This window comes from Streptomyces sp. NPDC101227 (assembly GCF_044767545.1).
In the GTDB taxonomy this organism is placed as follows: Bacteria; Actinomycetota; Actinomycetes; order Streptomycetales; family Streptomycetaceae; genus Streptomyces.
In genome coordinates, this window is record NZ_JBIWOD010000024.1 from 1 (window position 1) to 20,815 (window position 20,815).

Sequence of the window (20,815 nt, forward strand, 5' to 3'; positions counted from 1 at the left end):
AGCGCGGTCGGGACGTCCTCGCCCACCGCCGACCAGTACGCCAGCTCCTCGTCGAAGCCACCCTCCTCGACATGCGACCGCAGCCGCGACGCCCACTCCTGGAACGACGTCGTCTTGGGACCCAGATCCACCGCCGCACCCGACGCCAGCTGCCCGTACGCCACCGCCAGGTCCTCCAGCAGCACCCGCCACGACACCCCGTCCATCACCAAGTGATGGGCGACCACCACCAACTGGGCGTTGCCCGCGGCGAGTTCGAAGAGGGCGAAGCGGATCAGCGGGCCCGCGGAGAGATCGAAGCCCGTCTGGAGGGCGTCGGTGATCTCCGTCATGGCGGTCTCGTGGGCCTCGGCCGGGAGGGCGGAGAGGTCGTGCCGGTCGAGGGTGGCCGTCTTGTCCTCGGCGAGGTTGCGCTGCCGCCAGCCCGCGCCGGTGCGCTCGTAGCGCAGCCGCAGCGCGTCGTGGTGCGCGACCACCGCGGCCACCGCGCCCGCGAGGGCCTCGGGGTCGGTGCCGGGCGTCAGCTCGAGGTGGAGCGCCTGGTTGAAGTGGTGCGGCGCCTTGCGGTGGGTGCGGAAGAACCAGCGCTGGATGGGGGTCAGTACCACGGGGCCCTCCACGGGGGGCTCGTCGAGACCGTCGGTGTCGTCGGCCGCGCTCTGCAGCCCGGCGGCGAGTTCGGCGACGGTCTGCCGTACGAAGATGTCCTGCGAGGCGAGCACCAGGCCGGCCCGGCGGGCGCGGGAGATGACCTGGATGCTGAGGATGGAGTCGCCGCCCAGGTCGAAGAAGTTGTCCTCGACGCCGACCGCCTCCACGCCCAGCACCTCCGCCCAGATGGCGGCGAGGGTCTCCTCCACCGGCGTGCGCGGCGCGAGCCGCGCCGAGCCGTCACCCGCGGCCTCGGGCGCGGGCAGCGCGCGGCGGTCCACCTTGCCGTTCGGCGTGAGCGGCAGCGCGTCCAGGACCGCATAGCGGGCCGGGACCATGTGGTCGGGCAGGGTGGCGGACAGATGGGCGCGCAGCGCGGCGGCGTCCAGGGTGGCGCCGGGCCGCGGTACGGCGTACCCGGCCAGCTGCTTGGCGCCGTTGCGGCCCGCGGTGGCCACGACCACGGCGCGCGCCACGTCCGGGTGGGCGGCCAGCGCCGCCTCGATCTCGCCCGGCTCGATGCGGAAGCCGCGCACCTTGACCTGGTCGTCGCCGCGACCGAGGAACTCCAGCATCCCGGCGGCGGTCCAGCGCACCAGGTCTCCGGTGCGGTACATCCGCGTGCCCGGGGCGCCGAAGGGGTCGGCGACGAATCGTTCCGCGCTCAGGCCGGGCCGGCCCGCGTAGCCCTGGGCCAGGCCCTCGCCGGCGATGTGGAGCTCGCCGACGATGCCCTGGCCGACGGGGCGCAGCCGGTCGTCGAGCACATAGAGCCGGGTGTCCCCGATGGGCCGGCCGATGGGCACGGCGTCGTGGGTGAGGTGTTCGGGCAGCAGGCGTCCGGCGGCGGCGAAGGTGGTGGTCTCGGTGGGGCCGTAGCCGTTGATCAGGGCGATACCGGGCAGGCGCTCCAGTACGGCCTTGCAGTGGCGGGCGGAGAGGGCGTCGCCGCCGGCCAGCAGGTGCCGCAGTCCGGCCAGTACCTCGATGTCCGCGTCGACGACCTCGTGGAACAGCCCTGCGGTCAGCCACAGCGTGGTCACGCCGTGCGAGGAGAGGAACGCGCCCAGCTCGGGGGCGGCGAGGACGCCGGGCGGGGCGATGGCCAGGGTGGCGCCGTTGAGCAGCGCGCCCCAGATCTCGAAGGTGGCGGCGTCGAAGGACACCGAGGCCAGCTGGGCGACGACATCGCCCTCGGTGAGGGTGATGTAGGGCGTGTGGCGCACCACGCGGTCGATGGCCCGGTGGGGGGTGAGGGTGCCCTTGGGGGTGCCGGTGGAGCCGGAGGTGTAGATGACGTAGGCGCCGCTGTCGGGGGTGATACGGGCGGCGAGGGGCCGCCGCGGTTCGGCGTCGATGGCCGCGCGGTCGTCGTCGACGAGGACCTGCTCCAGGCCGCTCGAATCCCGGTGCGCCCGGTCGGTGACCAGCAGCGCCACGCCCGCGTCCGCGGTCATGAACTTCCGTCGTGCGGCCGGGTACTTCGGGTCCAGCGGCACATACGCCGCACCGGCCTTGAGGATGCCGAGCAGGGCGGCGATCAGCTCGGGCCCGCGCTCCAGGCAGACGGCCACGCGGTCGCCGGGCCGTACGCCGCGGGCGGCGAGGTGGTGGGCGAACCCGTCGGTACGGGCGTCGAGTTCCGCGTAGGTCAGGCGGGTGTCGCCGTGCAGCAGGGCGACGGCGTCGGGTGTGCGGGCGGCCTGGGCGGCGAAGAGCGCGGGGAGGGTGGCGGGGGCGATCCCGCGCTCGGTGGCGTTCCAGTCCTCCAGTACGCGCCGGGTCTCGGCCGCGCCGAGCATCCGTGCCTGCGCCATGGGGCGGTCGGGGGTCTCGGCGAGCTCGCCGAGCAGGGTGCGCAGATGGCGGGCGAACCGTTCGATGGTGGCGGCGTCGAAGAGGTCGGTGCTGTACTCGACGGAGCCGCGCAGGCTGCCGTCGGGCCGCTGCCAGAACTCCATGGTGACGTCGAAGAGCGCCGCCTCGCGGGGCAGTTCGAGTTCGGCGGCGTCGATGCCGGGCAGTTCCGGGAGGCCCACGGGCGCGTTCTGCAGGACGAGGACGGCCTGGATGAGCGGCGGGCGGCTAGGGTCGCGCTCGGGGAGCACGGCGTCGACGACGCGGTCGAACGGCACGGCGGCGTGCTCGAGCGCCTCCCGTACGGTCTCGCGGGTGCGCGCGATGAACCGCTTGAACGTCAGCGATTCATCGACGTCGGCGCGGAGCACCAGGGTGTTGACGAAGAAGCCGACGAGATCGGCGAGTTCGGCGCGGTCGCGGCCGGTGTCGACGGTGCCCAGCGCGATGTCCCGCTGTCCGGACCAGCGGGCGAGCAGCAGCTGCGCGGCCGCGGCGAGCGGGGCGAAGAGGGTGCAGCCCTGTTCGTGGCCGAGCGCGGTGAGCGCCTGGACGGTGCCGGCGGGGAGGTCGAAGAGGTGGCGGGCCCCGGCGGAGGTGCGGACCGCCGGGCGGGGCCGGTCGGTGGGCAGCTCCAGGGGCGCCACGTCCGCCAGCGTCCGCTGCCAGTAGGCGAGTTGTCCGTCCAGGTCCGGCGCGTCGAGGCGGTCGTTGTGCCAGGCGGCGAAGTCGGCGTACTGGACCGGCAGCGGCGGCAGGCCGGTCCGGGCGAGGAGGCCCTCGGGGCCGGCGTCCGGGGCGGTCAGCGCGGTGGCGTAGAGCGCGCCCAGCTCGCGGGCCATGACGTCCATCGACCAGGCGTCGGCGGCGATGTGGTGCGCGGTGAGCAGCAGCAGCTGCTCGGTGGGTGCGGTGCGCAGCAGCAGGGCGCGCAGGACGGGGCCGGTGCGCAGGTCGAAGGGGGCCGAGACCTCGGCGCGCAGCGCCTGGTCCAGGCGGCGGGCGCGGTCGGCGGCGGGCGCGTCGGTCAGGTCGGTGACGGGCAGCGCGACCTCGGTGGGCTCCCCGATGATCTGGAGGACCCGGCCGTCCGCCTCGGCGAAGGTGGTGCGCAGCGGCTCGTGCCGGGCGACCAGCGCGGTGAGCGCGGCGGCGAGCGCGGGGTGGTCCAGTTCGCCGGTGAGGCGCAGGCCGGTGGCGCAGTTGTAGGCGGCGGCTCCGGGCTCGTAGGTGTCCAGGAACCACAGCCGCCGCTGGGCGGAGGAGGCCGCCAGCGCGGCGTGCCGGTTGACGGGCACGAGCGGCGTGGCGGTGTCCGCGCGCCCGGCGGTGGCGAGATGGGCCGCGAACCCGGCGATCGTGGGGTGGTCCATCAGCGCGGTGGTGGCGGGCGTCAGCCCGAGCCGGCGGGCCACTTGGAAGGCCATCCGCAGTACGGAGATGGAGTCGCCGCCGGCCAGGAAGAAGTCGTCCTCGATGCCGATGTGGTTGACGCCGAGCACCTCGGCCCAGATCTCCGCGAGCGCGGTTTCCAGGTCGGTGCGCGGGGCGACGTAGGCGGCCCGCTCGCCGGGGGCGGGCGCGGGCAGTGCCTTGCGGTCCACCTTGCCGTTGGGGGTGAGCGGCAGCCGTTCCATGGCGACGAAGGCGGCGGGGACCATATGGGCGGGCAGCCGCCCGGAGAGGTGGGCCCGCAGGCCGGCGGCGGTGGGGGACGTCGCGGGGCGCAGCGGGACGTAGTGCGCGACCAGCTGCGGGGTGCCGGTCGTGGTGGTGAGGGTGACGACGGACTGCAGCACCTGCTCGTGCTCGGTGAGCGCGGTCTCGATCTCGCCGAGCTCCACCCGCAGGCCGCGGATCTTGACCTGGTGGTCGGCCCGGCCGAGGAACTCGTAGTTCTCGCCCGGCAGCCGCCGTACCAGGTCGCCGGTGCGGTACATCCGGGATCCGGCGGGGCCGTGGGGGTCGGCGACGAAGCGTTCGGCGGTGAGTGCGGCGCGGCCCTGGTAGCCGCGGGCCAGGCCGTCCCCGGCGATGCACAGTTCGCCGACGCCGCCTTCGGGGACGGGCCGCAGCCGCTCGTCCAGGGCGGTGACCCGTACCCCTTCGACGGCCCGGCCGATGTGCGGCGATCCGTCCACGTCGGTGGGCAGCGGCCCGTGCAGGGTGGCGGTGACGGTGGCCTCGGTCGGCCCGTACGCGTTGAACATCCGGCGGCCGCGGGCCCAGCGGGCGACCAGCTCGGGCGGGCACGGCTCGCCGCCGGTGGCCAGGCCCCGCAGCAGCGGCAGCTCGGCCGGGGGGACGGTCGCCAGCACCGACGGCGGGATCATGGCGTGGGTGACGGCCGCGCCGGTGAGCAGATCGGCCATCGCCTCGCCGACGGCCTGCGCGGGTCCTGCGGGCAGCACCAGCGTCGCGCCCGCGTACCACGTCTGCACCATGTCGGCGATGGACACATCGAAGTTGGGCGAGGCGAACTGGAGCACCCGGCTGTCCTCGTCGATGTCCAGGGCGGCGGCGTGCGCGGCGCCCAGCACCTCGATGCCCCGGTGGGTGACGGCCACGCCCTTGGGGGTGCCGGTGGAGCCGGAGGTGAACAGGACGTAGGCGGTGTGGTCGAGCAGGACGCCGGGCGCGGGCGGGGTGTCCGGCGTGTGCTCCTGATGCGGGGCGTCGAGGAGCAGGGTGGCGGGCGCGTTGTGCGGGCGGGCGTCGATGTCCGACGTGCTGATCACCAGGGCGATGCCGGCGTCGTCGACCATGAACGCCAGCCGCTCGGCGGGGTAGTGGGGGTCCAGCGGTACATAGGCGCCGCCGGCCTTGAGGACGGCCAGCAGGGCGACGATCAGCTCGGGGCCGCGTCGCACGCAGACGCCCACCCGGGTCTCGGGCCCCACGCCCCGGGCGGCGAGGCGGTGCGCGAGCCGGTTGGCGCGCCGGTCCACCTCTCCGTAGCCGAGCCGGACGGGCCCGCATTCGACGGCCGGGTGGGCGGGCCGGCGGGCGGCCTGGGCCTCGAAGAGTCCGTGCAGGGTCGTGCCGCCCGCCGCGGGGCGGCCGTGGGTGAGGGAGCGGTTGTCAGAGTTCATGCCGAGACCCCATAGAGCGCCGTTGGTGTGGGTGAGGTGTGCTGACCGCCGTCGGGGGTCAGTGCGACCGTGCGCGGCGGAACTCTCCCGCTTCCCGCAGGAGGGTGCGTCCGCTGTACTGGAGGGCGTGGACGGCGTCGGAGCGCGCGTCGGTGACGAAGCGCCCGAGGAAGGCGCCGGCCCCCCGCGAGGAGAAGGTTCTGCGGGCGAGCGGCATCGCCAACTCCCGCCCTCCGCCAGGGAGTTCGAGTACAAGGTGGGGGCCGTCGACGCCGACGGTCACCGCGAGATCGCCGTTGCGGTAGGTGCCCGCACAGTCCGCGAAGGCCGCCGCGCCGGTGGCCCGCGGGGGCACCGGGCGGTGTACGCCGACGGCGATGCCCGCGTCCCGCAGTGCGCCGACCACGGCGTCCCACAGGGCCTGCCCGGTCGGGGAGTTGGTGGTCAGCGCGACGACGGTGCCGCGCCGGGGGTGGATGCGCAGATGGCAGGTGGCACCGTCGAGCGTGCCGTCGTGGCCGAGCCAGCGGTTGTCCGCGGGGCCGAACTGGCCCAGGCCCGGTCCCCAGGCGTCCGCCAGGCCGAAGGGGTGGGCGCCGGCGGTCGGCCGGGTCATCTCCCGCAGCGCGTCCGGGTCGGCGAGGCCGCCCCGGGCCGTGCCGTCGAGGTCGTCCGGCTCCTCCAGATGCAGCCGGCCCAGCCGTACCAGGTCGGCGGCGCTGCCCGCGAGACCGCCCGCGGGCAGCGAGCCGGCTTCGGCGGGCAGCACGGTGATGGCGGTGCCCAGCGGCCGCAGCAGGAAGTCCCGTACCGCCTCGGACCAGGTCAGTCCGGTGACGGACTCCACGACGCGGCCCGCGATGCCGTAGCCGACGTTGGAGTAGGAGAAGGAGCCGGGCGCGGGCCAGGAGCCGGCCGGCGCCGCCAGGAAACCGGCCAGCCAGCGGCGCAGCGAGGAGGCGTCCTCGTCGTCGTGGTCGGACGGGAGTCCGGCGGTGTGGCTGAGGAGCTGACGGAGGGTGGCGGCGAGGGCCGGGGGGCCGTCGCCCGCCCACGTATCGGTCGCGAACCCGCTCGCGGCGTCGGCCTCGGCCTCGGGGAGCAGTTCCCGTACGGGACGGTCCAGGTCCAGGTCCCCGTCGCCGGCCAGTTGCAGAACGGCGGTGGCGGTGAACGCCTTGGTCACCGACCCGTACGGGAACGACGACCCGGCGTGCACCGGACGCCCGCCGCCGGGCTCCTCCTCGCCGAACTCCCAGGTGGTCAGGGTGCCTTGGTGATGGATTGCCAGCTGCCCGCCGACGACGCCGCAGTCACGGGCGAGACGGTCCAGGTCGAGGCTGATGGGAGCGCCGTCGCCGGCGCCGCAACCCGCTGGATCCGCATAGTCCCCGTGCACCGCGTCGACCTTCCTCTCCCCTGACCGCGATCCGGCCGCGGGATGCGGCCGGCGCGGCGGCCGGCCGCATCACCCGCATGTGGCCGGCCGCTCAAGAGGAAGTCTTCAGGAGGGCGAATGGTTCGAACAGGGCTTTAAGTGCAGTGGTAAAGATGCAGCTCAGAAGGGCGAAAAGGGGGAACTGGAGGGGCCGGTGCCGACCCGGTGCCGCGGTCAGCGCTCTCTGGCGGGCAGTACCGCGACGGCGATCAGCAGGACCAGTACGCCCCCGCCGGCGTTGCGCAGACCGGGCTCGATCGCGGTCCAGTCGAAGGCGATCGGCGCGATGTCCCGGATCTGCTGGACCAGCCACAGCACACAGGTGGCCAGGCCCACCAGCGCCGCCAGCGCCATCACCACCTTGGAACGGGCCGCCAGTGCGATCAGCGCCAGCAGGCCGGCCGCCGCCAGCGGCAGCAGCATCGAGGTGGCGGTCGTCGCACCGCCTTCGCCGGTCAGCCCCGTGAACAGGTCCGCTACGGGCACAGATCGGGGATCGCGCCCCTGGTACCAGGGCTGGAAGGCGCTCAGGACGAGCGCCGCCGCCCCGATGAGCGCCAGTAAGACCGCCGTCATCAGTCGGGCCATGGATTTCTCCTCGTCTCTCGTGTGCGGCGGGGGCGGGCTCAGCCGCGGCCCAGGCCGGCCGGATGCCGCGTGCGCAGCGCCGACCGGGCGGGCAGCAAGTACCCGGCCGCGGCCGTCACCACCACCGTCAGGACGATCAATCCTGCCTGGGCGGGCGGAATATAGGGCAACGAACCGGTCAACGAGAAACTGAACGCCGCCAGCGGGATCGCCGCGGCCAGCCCGCCGACCACCACGCCGACCGTGACGACGATGGCCGCCTCGGTGCGCAGCATCCACCGCAGCTGCCGGCGACTCGCGCCGACCAGGCGCAGCAGGACCAGTTCGTTGCGGCGGCCGACCATGATCAGGGTCAGCGTGCTGAGCACGGCGATGGCCGTGAAGCCGCCGATCACGCTCACCGCGACCACGGTGATCACCTGGCCGATGCCCCGGTCCTCGGCCTGCAGATGCTCGGCCTCGGGCCGGTCCACGACCTTGGTGTCGAGGGCGGCGGACGCCAGCGGACCGGCCAGCGCCCGGCGTACGGCGGCGGGGTCGGCGCCCGGCTTCAGGCTCAGCAGGATGCGGGAGTTGAGCGGGGCGGCCAGATGCGGGGCCAGCTCCTGGGAGGCGAAGAGGAAGTCGCCGAGGGCCAGGGAGTTGTCGTAGATCGCGGCCACCTTCAGCGGCACCGCTGCGCCGTCGCCGTAGCGGATGGTGACCTTCGAGCCGATCTCCAGGTCCAGCGAGCGGGCCCGGCTCTGCCCGACCGCGACCGTGCCCCTGCCCAGGTTCTTCAGCGTGCCGGCGGTGACGGAGGGGTCGAGGGTGGCGGGCAGCGCCGCGGGGGTGACGCCCATGACCGGCAGCCGGTCCAGCTTCGGTTCGCCGGTCTCGCGGCGGGCCAGGACGACGGTGCTGTGCAGGACGCCGGTGGCCGCGGCGACGCCGTCCACCCTCGCGACGCGGCGCACCGCCTCGTCCGGGATGCCGGGCCCGTTCGTGGTGACACCGAGCCGGGCGTGCAGGGACTTGTCCGCCTGGGTGCCGCCCTGCTGGTCGAGGGTCGCGCCGGCCGAGAGCTGTACGCCGACGAAGGCCACCACCAGCACGATGGGGGTGATCGCGGCGCCGAGGCGGCGGTACTGGGAGCGGGAGGCGGCGGCCGCGAGATAGCCGCCCGGCCCGCCCAGCCGCCGCGCCGGTACGGCCAGCAGCCGCATCGAGCCGCGGGCGATCCAGGGGCCGAGCAGCGCACAGGCGATGACGAGCGCCAGCGCCGCCGTACTGGCGGCCGCCGCGGCCAGCTCCCCGTACTGGAGCGCCGCCGTGCCGGCCGAGCTCATGCCGAGGAAGAGCACCACCAGTCCGGTGACGGTGCGCCCGCGCCCCGGCTGCGCCGGCTCGCGCTGCGCCTCGCCCATGGCCTGCGCCGGGCGGACCTTGGCGATCCGGCCGCAGGCGAGCGCGGCGGACATCCGGGCCACCCCGAGGGTCAGCCCGGCGGTGAGCACCGGAACCGCGAACATCCATACCGGCGTGGGCAGTTCGAGCCCCATCGGCACCGCCCGGCGCTCCTGGAGCAGCGAGATCAGCCGCAGGAACACCGGCACCGCACCGATCGCGCCGAGGAGCGCCGCGGTCACCGCCACGACATTGATCTCGCGGCCCACGGTGACCCGCAGCTGCCGGGGCGTGGCGCCGACCGCGCGCAGCAGCGCCATCTCGCGGGAGCGCTGGTGGACGGCCTGGGCAACGGTGCTGGAGACCACCAGTACGGCGATCATGATGACGGTGGCACAGACCGTCGCGAGCAGCATCAACAGGCCCATCCGGCTGGGCGCCGACTCCAGGAACTCCGGCTCTCCCCGGCCGCTGCCGGTCAGCACCCGCAGCGCCCCGGAGTCCTCCTTGTAGCGGCTGCCGGCCGAGGCGTCCCGGGCGGGGTGCGCGCCGTCGAGCGCCTGGCGCAGCCGGGGGTAGAGCTGATGGACGTTCACCCCGGGGTCGGCGAGGACGCCGATGGCGTCGGTGGTGCCCGGGTGCCCGGCCAGCCGCTGGGCGGCCCGGTCGCCGAAGAAGACGGCGCCCTGGTGGGCGAGCCCGGTGGCGTCGCCCTGCGCCTTGGGGGCGGCGGTGCCCGCGACCTCGTACGAGGCGGGCGCGCCCAACGTCTGGAGCATGATGCGGTCGCCCGTGCGGACCCCGGCGCGGGCGGCCAGGTCGCCGTCCAGGACCACCTGTCGGTGGCTCTGGGGGGCGTGTCCGGAGCGGAGCGTGAAGGGGGCGAGCGCGGCGGCGGACCAGGGGTGCCCGAAGACGGGGGCGTTCCCGGAGTCGCTGCTCGGGCCGGGCACCGCCGCGCCGTTGTGCCCGGCGACGGCGACGGGGATGACGTCGTCCCCGACGGCCGCCTTGACCCCGGGGACCGTGGAGATCCGCGACAGCACCGCGCGCGGCACCCGTACCCGCTCGGTGAGGGACTGGCGCTCCGTCATGGGCGGGTCGCCCCAGGGCTTGGCGGTGTAGCGGGTGGTCTGGTCGCCGGCGACGACCGCGGTGGTGGCGGCGTAGCGCTCCACCCGGGCGTGGCCGATGAACGCCGACAGGGTCGCCAGCGCGAAGCTGCCCAGCAGCAACGAGGTCAGGACCAGGGCGGCGAACACCGCGGCCCAGGCCTTGCGGTGCCGCCGCAGCGAACGGTTGGCGAGGAAACGGGCGGTGCGCAGGGTGCGGGCCGGGGAGTCGGGGCGCACGGTGGGGGCGTCGGCGGGGCCGGGGCGCGATCCGGTGGCGAGGGACATGGTGTTCACCGCTCCCCGAGTCCGGCCAGCGTCCGCGCCACCGCGTCCGGTTCGGGGCGCTCCATCCGGCTGACGATCCGTCCGGCCTCGATGAACAGCGCCTCGTCCGTCCAGGACGCGGCCACCGGGTCGTGGGTGACCATCACCACGGTGTGTCCCTCGCGGTCCACCGCGTCGCGCAGCAGCGTCAGCACATCGCGGGCGGTGACCGGGTCGAGGGCGCCGGTCGGCTCGTCCGCGAAGATCACGGCGGGGTCGGTGACCAGTGCGCGGGCGATCGCCACCCGCTGCTGCTGGCCGCCGGAGAGCGTCAGCGGCGAGTCGTCGGCCCGGTCGGCCAGCCCCACCGCGGCCAGGACACCCAGCGCCCGCTCCCGTACGGCCGGGTCCTCGGGCCGGTCGCCGCCCAGCAGCAGCGGCAGCGCGGTGTTCTCCGCGACGGACAGCGACGGCACCAGATTCAGCGCCTGGAAGACGAAGCCGACCCGGTCCCGGCGCAGCCGCGTTAGGCCCGCCTCGCTGAGCTTCGACAGATCGGTCTCGCCGATCCGTACCGTGCCCGACGTGGGCCGGTCGAGTCCGGCGGCGCACTGCAGAAACGTGGTCTTGCCGGAGCCGGAGCGGCCCATGACCGCCAGGAACCGGCCGCGCCGCAGGGTGAGGCTGACGTCGTCCAGTGCATTGACCGAGCGGCCGCCGCGGCGATAGCGACGGGTGACCGACTCCAGGGTCAGCGCGGCCGCCGGGCCGGGAGGCGCGGCCGCGTGTCCGCCGGCCGCCGTCGTGGCACGTTTCGCCGTGCGAAGCCTGACCATGTGTGCCCTCCGGGCCTTGTCCGACCGGGCAGCCCGGTCTCGTCCGCGCCATCCGGCCGCTGCCGTTCACGATGGCTTTTCCACCTGCCATGAACGGTATGGATCACGGCCCGCGGACACGATGGAGCGCACACCCGTCCCGGGGTTCAGCCTGCTCCACCATCGCCCGGGGTGACCGGCACACCGCGCTTTCCGCCCCGCGCCATTAGCGTGATCCGTATCCTCACCTTGCGCCGGGACCGGCTGTGCGTCCCGCCCCGGAGGGAGCCCTCGATGGACGACTTCACCACCCAGTTACGCAACTCCTGGCACGCCGGCTACTACCTCTACTTCGGCATTCCGATCGCCTGGCTGTGCTTTCTGACCGCCTTCCTGGTGCCGATCGGCCTGCTGTTCACGCTGTTTCTGATCGGCGCCCCGGCGATGCCGGAGATCGTCCGGCTGCTGCGCAGACTGGCCGGATATGAGCGGGTGCGCGCCGGAAGCTGGCTGGGCACCCCGGTCCCCGAGGAGTACCTCCCGCTCGACGGCGCCACCGTCGACCGGCTGCGTCTGGCGCTGACCGACCCCGGCACCTGGCGCGACGCCCTGTGGCTGCCGATGGCCACCTTGACCCATATCGTCTTCAGCGTGCTGACCGTGCCGTTGTGGCTGGTCGGACTGCTGGTGGACGGCCTGGGGATGGGCGTGGGCGGCCTGCTCGCCCGGCGCCGCGAGGCCGCGTACGGCGTGCCCGCGGCCCCGCGCCGGTCGCTGCTGCTGCGCCATATCGTCACCCTGGCCGACACCCAGGCCCGGTGGACCGCGGCGCTGCTGCGCCCCTCGGCCTCGGCGCGGATGGCCGAGAGGGTCGCCGAGCTGTCGGAGAGCCGGGCCGGCGCGGTGGAGGCACACAGTGCCGAACTGCGCCGCATCGAACGGGACTTGCACGACGGCGTGCAGGCGCAGCTGGTCGCGCTCTCGGTCCGTATCGGCCTGGCCAAGCAGCAGGTGCGCAGCGACCCGGATGCCACGCTGGCCCGCCTCGACGAGGCCCAGGCGGGCGTCGAGGGCGCCCTGGCCGATCTGCGGCATGTGGTCCGTACGGTCCATCCGCCGGTCCTGACCGACCGGGGGCTGGCCGGCGCGGTGCGGGCCCTGGCGGCCTCGTCCGACATCCCGGTGGAAATGAGCCTGAATACGGTGGAGAACGGCCGCCGGCTGCCCGCATCGGTCGAGGCCGCGGCGTATTTCGTGGTGGCCGAGGGGCTGACCAATATTCGCAAACACTCCCAGGCCACCCAGGCGTCGGTACGATTCACCCGGGGCAACGGACTGTTGAAGGTGACCGTGACCGATGACGGTCGCGGCGGCGCCGATGAATACGGCGGCAGCGGCCTGGTCGGCATCCGCCGGCGGGTCGCCGCACTCGATGGCACGACCAGCCTCACCAGCCCCAAGGGCGGGCCGACCAAGCTGAAAGTGGAGCTGCCGTGCGGATCGTGATCGCGGAGGACAATGCGCTGCTACGGGAGGGCATGGTCCTGCTGCTGACCAGCAACGGCCATGAGGTGGTGGCCACCTGCGCGGCCGGTCCCGAGGTGATGCCGGCGCTGCGCGAACACCGCCCCGACGCCGCGGTCCTGGACGTACGGCTGCCGCCGAGCTTTCGCGACGAGGGCCTGCGCGCCGCCGTACAGGCCCGGCAGGAACTGCCCGACCTGCCGATTCTGGTGCTGTCCCAGTACGTCGAACAGGCCTATGCCGCCGAGCTGCTGGCGCAGGGCGCCCGCGGGATCGGCTATCTCCTCAAGGACCGGGTCGGCCGCGTCGAGCAGTTCCTGGAGGCGCTGGAGCGCATCACCAGCGGCGGCACCGCGCTCGACCCCGAGGTCGTCACCGAAATCGTCAGCCAGAAGGCCGCCGCCCGGCCGCTGCAGGGCCTGACCCCGCGCGAGCACGAGGTGCTGGAAATGATGGCGCAGGGCCTGGCCAATGCCGCCATCGCGGAGAAACTCGTCATCACCGAGCGCGCGGTGAGCAAGCACATCCGCGGCGTCTTCGACAAACTCGGGCTGCCTCCGGAAGGCGGCAGCGTGCACCGCCGGGTGCTGGCCGTACTGGCGTATCTGGGCAACAGCGCGCCGGAGAGCCCGGCGGTCTGAGAAAGCCCGCGGGCGAGAAGCGGAAGCCGCGGGGGAAGCCGAAACGCCCTCGCGAAGCGCAGGGCCGCAGCGTAAGCCAAGGCGCAAGCCGCAGCGGAAATCGATGCGAAGGCGAACGCCACCACGAAGGCGAACGCGAACGCGATAACGCACCGGAAAAGCAGCGGAACCCGGGCAGGAAAAACCCGGGTGTCCGGAGACGGGGGACTCCGAACACCCGGGTGCGGGATTCCCGCGCGGCCCCGACAGGGGGACAGCCGGCCGCGCGGGAAAGCCCGGTTCGTGGGGCGATTGCCTACCGGTTACAGGTAGTCGCCGACGGACGTGCAGGTGCTGCGCAGCCTCTTCAGCCGCTTGTTCTGGTCCGCCACATAGTCGGCGACGGAACTGGGCGTCCGCTCCTCGGGAGTGGTGCGGCGCAGCTCCTTCGCGGTGTCCTGCGCGGCCTTGCGGATCTTCTCGTCGTCCGTCTTCTTCGCCAGCGCGTCCAGCTTGTCGGCGCGGTCCTTGACGTCCTTTTCCGCGGCCGCCGCGTCCTTGGGATGAGGATCGAAGAGTGCCACGTCCAGGATCTTCAGACAGACGTCCCCTCGGTCGAGGGCCTTTTGCGGGGAATTCTCACAGGCGACCATGCCGAATGCCGCCGGAACCATGATGAGGGCCGCGATCGCCGTCCTGGTGGCGGTCTTCCGCTTTCCGCGCAGGGGGCCTTTGCGGGCCATGGACGCATTCATGCTGCTGTTCTCCTCGGAAGGTCTGTCCGGAAGTCTGTGGGGCGGCCCGGTGCGATGCCGCGGTGCCGCCTCGGTGCGAGCGGCTCAGTCATCGGCGCTGCCGGCCCGTTGCCAGCGCAGCACTCCCCAGAGCAGTGCAATGGCATCCAGGGTGAAGCCCGCGATCATCACGGCGGTGTGCGTGCCGCCGGTGACCGCGTGGGAAATCACCGACGTCAGCATGGCGCCCGCGAAGAAGACGAACAGCGGGGGAACGATCCAGCCGCTCTTGCGGTTCGTGCGTGCCATGAGAAGTCTCCAGTCGTACCGTCGTCTCGCACGGCCCGGGGGCCGCGCTGTCTGCCATCCATGGTGTCCGAGCGGCCGGCGCCGGTCAGTACACCGCACCCCCGAACCGGGGTGGAGCCTGCACCACCATCCCGGGTTCAGCGAGCCCGGCACGGCCACAATCACCCTCCCCACCAGGGCAGTTGCGCTCAGCCTTAAACACCTGCCGCGGCCGGGAGGCCGATGACAGCATGCGCCCATGACCGTCCCGCTGCGCCGCAACACCCACTACCACCTGCTGTGGGGCAGCCAGGCGCTCTCCGAACTCGGCGCGCAGATCTCGGTGTTCGCGCTGCCGCTGCTGATCCTCATGCTCACCGACTCGGCCGTCAACGCGGGCGCGGCCGGCGCCGTCAGCGCCCTCACCCGGCTGGTGGTCCTCATTCCGGCCGGTGCGCTGATCGACCGCTGGCACCGCAAGCGCATCATGCTGCTGTGCGAGCTGGCCCGGGTCCCGATGATGGTTGGTCTGGCGCTGGCGCTGCTCGGCGACGGGGTGTCGTTCCCGTACATCGTGGCGGTCGCGGTGGTGGACGGTGCGGCCGCCGCGATGTTCGCCCCCGCCGAGGAGGCCGCCCTCCCCCAGGTCGTCACCAGGGAGCAGCTGCCGACGGCCGTCTCGGTCAGCGCGGCCCGCAGCTATATCGCCACCCTGGCGGGCCCCGGCATCGGCGGTTTCCTCTTCACCGCCCACAAGGCCCTGCCGTTCCTGGTCAACGCGGTCACCTACGCGGGCTCGTTCGTGATGCTGCTCTTCCTGCGGCTCAAGGGACCGGACGCGGCGGACACCGACGGCGGTCGCAGCGGCGAACCGAGCTCCCTGGGCAGCGAGATCCGCGAGGGCATCGGCTGGATCTGGCACCGTCCCGTCATCCGGGCGAGCATGCTGGTCGCGATCGGCGTGAGCGTCTGCTTCAACGCGCTCTACCTCATCGTTCTCACGGTCGCTGAGCGCGCGGACATCGCCGCCGCCGAGATCGGCGCCATCGGCGTGCTGGTCGGCGCCGGCGGCCTGGCCGGCGCGCTGCTGGCGCCCCGTATGCACCGGCTCCTCACGCCCCGCGCCGCGATCATCCTGCTGGGTTGGCTGGGCGCCGCCCTGACGCCGCTCCTCCTGGTGCGGACCAACGGCTACCTCTTCGGCGCCGTCCTCGCCGCCATCGCCTTCCTGGCGCCCACCGTGCAGACCGCCGTGGTGACGTACCAGATGTCGCGCACGCCCGACCGGCTGCGCGGCCGGGTCAGCGCGGCGCTGGGGCTGGCCGGCGGGGCCGCGGGCGCCGCGGGGCCGCTGCTCGGCGGTCTCCTGGTGGACACCGGCGGCCGGACGACGGCCGTCCTGGCCTGTAGCGGCGTTCTGCTGCTGGCCGCGCTCGCCGCGGGCCTGAGCCCCGCGCTGCGCGGGTTCACCTCCGTCAGCGGCGAACCTGCGGCGGCGGAGGGCGCGTTGCTCCCCGTATCCACCTCGGAAACCGAGGAACTCTCGGAAAGGTGACCCATGCCCGTCAACCCACGCTCCGCCTCGCCCCGCTGGGCGGTCGCCCGCCCGGCGCGGCCCGCGGCCGCCGTCCGGCTGTTCTGCTTCCCCTACGCCGGCGGCGGCTCCAGCCTCTTCACTTCATGGAGCCGCTTTCTGCCGGAGACCATCGAGGTCTGCCCCGTACTGCTGCCGGGCCGCGAGGAACGCTTCGGCGAACCGCCCCGGACCCGTGTCGAGGACCTCGTACCGCAGCTCGCGGAGAACCTGGCGGGCTGGTTCGACAAGCCCTTCGCCTTCTTCGGCCACAGCATGGGCGGCGAAATCGCCTTCTCCCTCGCCCAGCACCTGTGCGAGGGCGGCGCCGCCCTGCCCGTGCATGTCTTCGTCTCCGGCTGCGTTCCGCACCCCAGCCCGGTTCTGCGGCACACCCTGCCCGACGGTGAACTGCTGGCGGAGATACGGAAGATGAACGGCGCCCCGCCCGAGTTCCTGGAGAATCCCGAGCTGATCGAGCTGCTGCTGCCCATGCTGCGCGCCGACTTCGCGCTCGCGGAGAACTGCGTGCCGGCCCCGGAGGCCGTGATCCCCGTGGACGTGACCGCGTTCGCCGGGTCCGCCGACCCGGAGGCCACCCACCGGCAGGTCCAGGACTGGGCCGAGCACGTCAGCGGCCGCTTCACCTCCCACGAGCTGACCGGCGATCACTTCTTCCTGCGGGAGGCCGCCCCGCTGCTGGAGATCGTCGGCCGGACGCTCGGCCGGACGGTCACCGGCCGATAGCCCACGGGCGGACGGCCCGCCGGCCGGTGGTTCACGGCCGCCGGCTCACGCGCCGAAGCCGCCGGCCCGCTCCAGACACTCCCTGATCGTCTGCGGGCCGGCGTCGGCGACCATGTCGACCACCGCCCCGTCGTTCAGGAACACGACGGCATCGGCCCGCGCCGCCGCGGCCGGTGCCGTCGTCGCCATGACCACCGCAACGCCCCGGTCCTCCACCGCGCGCCGCAGCGCCGCGCCGCACTCCTCCGACGCCTCATCGGCGAGCAGCAGCTCGGGACGCCGGGCGAGCGCGGCCTCCAGCGACGAGGCGTCCCCCGGCGCCGCCGGCCAGGACACCATGACCCCGCCCTGTGCCCCGGCACGGCGGCTCAGGGACCCGGACGACGGCTGTATCTCCCCGGAAAGACACTTCAGCAGAGTCGTCTTTCCGGACTTCCCCTTGCCCATTACCGCAAGGAACACCCCCGCCCTTACCGTGAGGCTCACACCGCGCAGCGCATACACCGCGCTCGGGACCGAGTCATAGATTTTCGTTACGTTATCGAGCGTGACGACGTCGGGCGCGCGGTCGATAAATTCACTCGACTTCACGTGGCTCATCGATGCCTTCTCCTATACCGCGGCGAAATCATCCGCCGCCGCGCCCCGCCTGACGTATCAGATGCGCCCAACATACCTATTCCGAGCAACACCGAACAGGGGGTTCACAAGTGGGTCACTGGTACAGGTAGCTCACCCAAGGCCGTAGTGCGAGCACCCTCTCCCACCTCGGCGCGTCGGGACTCGGCAGCGCGAAAACCGTCGGACCTGGCACCGTATCAAACCAGCGGCACGGCATCGCCCCCTCCGCTGTTACTCCCGTTTACCCAGCACACGGGCCTCTTGTCTCGGCTGCACCCGTTGCCCGGGACTGTCTGTTTAACGCCACATCACCCCCTTACGGATTCCGGGCCGGGGCCGCCCGGAGAAGTCCGCGAGGCGGCATGATGCAATTTCGGCCGCAGCATGGCGAGAAAGGGGCCGGAATATGCGGGCGACACCCGTACACCGCTTCACAAATCCCTCACATATCGCCGCATGCTTCCCTGGTTATCGCCGCCGTATCGCCCCGTCTATCTACTCGCGTATCGGCCGATTTTCCGGCGCACCCACCGGCGGCACGCCGATCGATATACGTCTCACCGGTGATATTCGGACGTAACTCAACACGCCACGCCGACAACGCCCACAATGCGAGACGCGGCGCGGATTTCGGCCGTCAAGGCCGGATCCGATCGCGCCGGGTGTCAGCACCAAAACGGCGTTCGGTCCTCGCTTCGCAACACCGGAGATCCGGAGTCCGCCACGGCGACGACGTACCCGGAGCGATGCGGCCCCACGGGTCCACTCGCCGGAGGTCCGGGCGCCGCGGCGCCGCCGTGCCCGCCCGAGCGCGGCGGCCGGGACGACCTAGACTCTGCGGATGGCGAAGTATTTCGACGTGCACCCAGAGAATCCTCAGCGGCGCACCATCAGCAATGTGGCTGACAGCATCCGCTCCGGCGCGCTCGTCGTGTACCCGACGGACTCCTGTTTCGCGCTGGGGTGTCAGCTGGGCAGCCGCGACGGCATCGACCGGATCCGGTCGATCCGCGACCTCGACGATCGTCACCACTTCACCCTCGTCTGCCAGAACTTCGCGCAGCTGGGTCAGTTCGTGCACGTCGATAATGACGTGTTCCGCACGATCAAGGCGGCGACGCCCGGCAGTTACACCTTCATCCTCCCGGCGACCAAGGAGGTGCCACGCCAGCTGCTGCACCCGAAGAAGAAGACGGTCGGAGTCCGGATCCCGGACCATGTCGTCGCCCAGGCCCTGCTCGCCGAGCTCGGTGAGCCGCTGCTCTCCAGCACCCTGCTGCTGCCCGACGACGACGAGCCGATGACACAGGGCTGGGAGATCAAGGACCGGCTCGACCATGTGGTGGACGCCGTGATCGACTCGGGCGACTGCGGCACCGAGCCCACCACGGTCATCGACTTCTCCGGCGGCGAACTCGAGATCGTTCGCCGAGGGGGAGGCGACACCGCGCGGTTCGAGTAGCCGCGTCGGCGTCGTCAGGGAGGGACAAGGGAGGCACAGCGGTCAAGAACGCGGCCGGCGGGGTGGACCGCCTCGCGCCGCGGTCTTGTCCGCGGTCTTCTCAGCGCCCGTTTTCCGCGCCCTTTTCGGCGCCCTTTTCGGCGTTCTTCTCCTTCTGCTTCTCCTTGATCCGCACCGCTTCCTTCCGGACCTCGGCCTGGGTGGCGCGTTCCTTCTGCAACCACTCGGGAGCGTCCTGCTTCAGCGCATCGATCTGCTCGGTGGTGAGGGCTTCCGTGATACCGCCCCGCGCGAGACCCGAGATGGAGATGCCCAGCTTCGCCGCGACCACCGGGCGGGGGTGCGGGCCGTTGCGCCGCAGCTCCACCAGCCACTCGGGCGGATTGGCCTGCAGCGCATTGAGCTCGCTGCGCGAGACAACACCCTCCTGGAACTCGGCGGGGGTGGCCTCGAGGTACACACCCAGCTTCTTTGCCGCTGTTGCGGGCTTCATCGTCTGGGTGGTCTGGTGCGACGTCATGCTGTCAAGAGTAGCGAGCGTGTGCGATGCCTCCGAACACGACCGGTAACCTGGCGGAGTGACAGGCTCCGACGCATCCCCTTCGTTCCGGCTCGCGTATGTCCCAGGCGTGACCCCGGCCAAATGGGTGCGTATCTGGAACGAGCGGCTGCCCGATACCCCCCTGGCCCTCGTCGCGGTGTCCGCCGCCGAGGCCTCCGACGTCCTGCGGGACGGCGGCGCCGATGCTGGTTTTGTGCGCCTGCCGGTCGACCGGACGTACTTCAGCGCGATCCCCCTCTACACCGAGACGACCGTGGTCGTGGTCCCCAAGGACCACATTGTGGCGGCGGTCGAGGAGGTGTCCGCCGAGGACCTGGCCGACGAGATCGTGCTGCATCCCCTCGACGACACCCTCGAGTGGGAGCCCCGGCCGGGACGGCCCGCGTACGAGCGCCCGGCCACGACCGCGGACGCCATCGAACTGGTCGCGGCGGGGGTGGGGCTCCTCTTCGTCCCGCAGTCGCTCGCCCGGCTGCACCACCGCAAGGACCTCACCTACCGGCCGGTCACGGACGCCCCCCAGTCGAGCGTCGCGCTGTCGTGGCCGGAGGATGCCACCACCGACATGGTGGAGGACTTCATCGGGATCGTCCGGGGCCGGACGGTCAACAGCACCCGGGGCCGCGCCGCCGCCCCGGCAGAGCCGAAGCGCCCCCAGGCGGGCGGCGCACCGCGCAAGCCCGCGGCCCGCAAATCGACCGGCAAGGCGACGGGCAAGAACCCACGGGGCGGTTCCGGCGGCCCGAAGGGCGGCAAGCGCGGCAAGCCTCGCCGTCGCTCGTAGCCCCCTCCGCTCCCCCGACGCCGAAGAAACGGACCGGGCGCCGACGCGAGTGCGTCAATCCGGTCCCTTGCGGATCCGGGGGCTGTCCCAGACCAGGTGGAACGAGGGGCACTCGTCGTCGCCACCGTCCCAGCGGGCGGAGACGGTGACCGTGCCGGGCGTGTGGTCCAGGGTGTAGTCGGTGGCCAGCTCGTATTTCCGCAGCCACTTCAGGGTGCCCTGGGCGGTGCGCTCGCCGTCGACGGTGATCACCCACCGGACGGCCCTGTCGATGCATCCGTCGGGCACCGACACCGTCAGACGCCCCCGCAGCCGGGCGTCGCCGATGCCCAGGACATGGCCATCGCGACGGAAGGTGCTCGCCATCCCTTCGGTCACGTCCCAGGTGTGGAACCGGTGCGGGTCCTCCTCCGTACTGACCTTCACCTCTTCGCTGACGGGCGGCGCACCGCCGGATGGCACCAGGTCGACCGGTTCCATCAGGGAGGCGAAGATCAGCAGGCCCGGGAACATGGCGCAGATCAGAGCACAGGCGAACTTCTCCCCGCGCGTCATGGGGGTGCGCTCGGCCTTCTCCGTGCTCTCGGCGTTGTTGTCGGTGTTCCCGTCGCTGTTCTCGTCGCTGTTCTCGTCGCTGTTCCGCTCGCCGTTCTTCTCACCGTTGTGCCCCGGCTTCGCTTCGGCGTCGTCCATG

Annotated in this window: 16 protein-coding genes; 6 read left to right on the forward strand and 10 right to left on the reverse strand. The window is 72.6% G+C overall.

The features are described 5' to 3' along the window. From ACIRPT_RS36260 to ACIRPT_RS36280, 5 genes are all read right to left on the reverse strand, one after another. Positions 1–5,600, reverse strand: a 5,600-nt coding sequence (locus tag ACIRPT_RS36260) for an amino acid adenylation domain-containing protein (protein WP_403835281.1), incomplete at its 3' end; no start/stop codon positions are given. Between the two features lie 58 nt (positions 5,601–5,658). Beyond that, entirely contained in the window at positions 5,659–6,999 is a 1,341-nt protein-coding gene (locus ACIRPT_RS36265; RefSeq protein WP_403835284.1) for a serine hydrolase domain-containing protein, read from the reverse strand. 213 nt (positions 7,000–7,212) lie between these two features. Next, positions 7,213–7,626, reverse strand: coding sequence for a hypothetical protein (locus tag ACIRPT_RS36270; protein WP_403835286.1), 414 nt, complete (start codon positions 7,624–7,626; stop codon positions 7,213–7,215). A 38-nt stretch (positions 7,627–7,664) separates the two neighbouring features. Then, complete coding sequence (locus ACIRPT_RS36275; protein ID WP_403835510.1) at positions 7,665–10,412, reverse strand: FtsX-like permease family protein; 2,748 nt, start codon at positions 10,410–10,412, stop codon at positions 7,665–7,667. Between the two features lie 5 nt (positions 10,413–10,417). After that, a complete protein-coding gene (locus ACIRPT_RS36280; RefSeq protein WP_403835289.1) occupies positions 10,418–11,227 on the reverse strand; it encodes an ABC transporter ATP-binding protein in 810 nt (269 codons plus the stop codon). Positions 11,228–11,500: 273 nt separating this feature from the next. On the opposite strand from ACIRPT_RS36280, the gene ACIRPT_RS36285 reads away from it, so the two are divergent. Continuing rightward, positions 11,501–12,712, forward strand: coding sequence for a sensor histidine kinase (locus ACIRPT_RS36285; protein WP_403835292.1), 1,212 nt, complete (start codon positions 11,501–11,503; stop codon positions 12,710–12,712). After that, complete coding sequence (locus ACIRPT_RS36290; protein ID WP_403497338.1) at positions 12,700–13,371, forward strand: response regulator transcription factor; 672 nt, start codon at positions 12,700–12,702, stop codon at positions 13,369–13,371. Before ACIRPT_RS36285 ends, ACIRPT_RS36290 begins: the two co-directional genes overlap by 13 nt. A 302-nt stretch (positions 13,372–13,673) precedes the next feature. On the opposite strand, the gene ACIRPT_RS36295 is transcribed toward ACIRPT_RS36290, so the two are convergent. Both ACIRPT_RS36295 and ACIRPT_RS36300 read right to left on the reverse strand, forming a co-directional pair. After that, a complete protein-coding gene (locus ACIRPT_RS36295) occupies positions 13,674–14,105 on the reverse strand; it encodes a hypothetical protein (RefSeq protein WP_403497336.1) in 432 nt (143 codons plus the stop codon). Between the two features lie 84 nt (positions 14,106–14,189). Then, positions 14,190–14,393, reverse strand: a complete 204-nt coding sequence (locus tag ACIRPT_RS36300; protein ID WP_403497334.1) for a hypothetical protein — start codon at positions 14,391–14,393, stop codon at positions 14,190–14,192. 238 nt (positions 14,394–14,631) lie between these two features. Between ACIRPT_RS36300 and ACIRPT_RS36305 the strand changes: the two genes are divergently transcribed. Together ACIRPT_RS36305 and ACIRPT_RS36310 are read left to right on the forward strand one after the other, a co-directional pair. After that, positions 14,632–15,927 carry an MFS transporter gene (locus ACIRPT_RS36305; protein ID WP_403835295.1) on the forward strand — a complete coding sequence of 432 codons (1,296 nt, stop codon included), beginning with the start codon at positions 14,632–14,634 and terminating at the stop codon, positions 15,925–15,927. Positions 15,928–15,930: 3 nt separating this feature from the next. Next, on the forward strand, positions 15,931–16,692 hold the full coding sequence (locus tag ACIRPT_RS36310; RefSeq protein ID WP_403835298.1) for a thioesterase II family protein: 762 nt from the start codon (positions 15,931–15,933) through the stop codon (positions 16,690–16,692). Between the two features lie 45 nt (positions 16,693–16,737). Here the strand turns inward: ACIRPT_RS36310 and ACIRPT_RS36315 are convergent, their stop codons facing one another. After that, a complete protein-coding gene (locus ACIRPT_RS36315; RefSeq protein ID WP_403835300.1) occupies positions 16,738–17,292 on the reverse strand; it encodes an ATP-binding cassette domain-containing protein in 555 nt (184 codons plus the stop codon). A gap of 862 nt (positions 17,293–18,154) precedes the next feature. On the opposite strand from ACIRPT_RS36315, the gene ACIRPT_RS36320 reads away from it, so the two are divergent. Then, positions 18,155–18,775, forward strand: a complete 621-nt coding sequence (locus ACIRPT_RS36320; protein WP_403497327.1) for an L-threonylcarbamoyladenylate synthase — start codon at positions 18,155–18,157, stop codon at positions 18,773–18,775. A 100-nt stretch (positions 18,776–18,875) separates the two neighbouring features. Here ACIRPT_RS36320 and ACIRPT_RS36325 read toward each other — a convergent pair whose 3' ends face one another. After that, entirely contained in the window at positions 18,876–19,295 is a 420-nt protein-coding gene (locus tag ACIRPT_RS36325) for a DUF5997 family protein (protein WP_403497325.1), read from the reverse strand. 58 nt (positions 19,296–19,353) lie between these two features. On the opposite strand from ACIRPT_RS36325, the gene ACIRPT_RS36330 reads away from it, so the two are divergent. Then, complete coding sequence (locus ACIRPT_RS36330; protein ID WP_403835304.1) at positions 19,354–20,121, forward strand: LysR family transcriptional regulator substrate-binding protein; 768 nt, start codon at positions 19,354–19,356, stop codon at positions 20,119–20,121. Positions 20,122–20,175: 54 nt separating this feature from the next. On the opposite strand, the gene ACIRPT_RS36335 is transcribed toward ACIRPT_RS36330, so the two are convergent. Next, a complete protein-coding gene (locus tag ACIRPT_RS36335; protein ID WP_403835307.1) occupies positions 20,176–20,814 on the reverse strand; it encodes a hypothetical protein in 639 nt (212 codons plus the stop codon). Position 20,815 lies beyond the last annotated feature (1 nt).

Coding starts and splice junctions, on each gene's coding strand:
- ACIRPT_RS36270 (WP_403835286.1), bottom strand. CDS start 7,626: ATGGCCCGACTGATGACGGCGGTCTTACTGGCGCTCATCGGGGCGGCG.
- ACIRPT_RS36275 (WP_403835510.1), bottom strand. CDS start 10,412: ATGTCCCTCGCCACCGGATCGCGCCCCGGCCCCGCCGACGCCCCCACC.
- ACIRPT_RS36280 (WP_403835289.1), bottom strand. CDS start 11,227: ATGGTCAGGCTTCGCACGGCGAAACGTGCCACGACGGCGGCCGGCGGA.
- ACIRPT_RS36285 (WP_403835292.1), top strand. CDS start 11,501: ATGGACGACTTCACCACCCAGTTACGCAACTCCTGGCACGCCGGCTAC.
- ACIRPT_RS36295 (WP_403497336.1), bottom strand. CDS start 14,105: ATGAATGCGTCCATGGCCCGCAAAGGCCCCCTGCGCGGAAAGCGGAAG.
- ACIRPT_RS36300 (WP_403497334.1), bottom strand. CDS start 14,393: ATGGCACGCACGAACCGCAAGAGCGGCTGGATCGTTCCCCCGCTGTTC.
- ACIRPT_RS36305 (WP_403835295.1), top strand. CDS start 14,632: ATGACCGTCCCGCTGCGCCGCAACACCCACTACCACCTGCTGTGGGGC.
- ACIRPT_RS36310 (WP_403835298.1), top strand. CDS start 15,931: ATGCCCGTCAACCCACGCTCCGCCTCGCCCCGCTGGGCGGTCGCCCGC.
- ACIRPT_RS36315 (WP_403835300.1), bottom strand. CDS start 17,292: ATGAGCCACGTGAAGTCGAGTGAATTTATCGACCGCGCGCCCGACGTC.
- ACIRPT_RS36320 (WP_403497327.1), top strand. CDS start 18,155: ATGGCGAAGTATTTCGACGTGCACCCAGAGAATCCTCAGCGGCGCACC.
- ACIRPT_RS36325 (WP_403497325.1), bottom strand. CDS start 19,295: ATGACGTCGCACCAGACCACCCAGACGATGAAGCCCGCAACAGCGGCA.
- ACIRPT_RS36335 (WP_403835307.1), bottom strand. CDS start 20,814: ATGGACGACGCCGAAGCGAAGCCGGGGCACAACGGTGAGAAGAACGGC.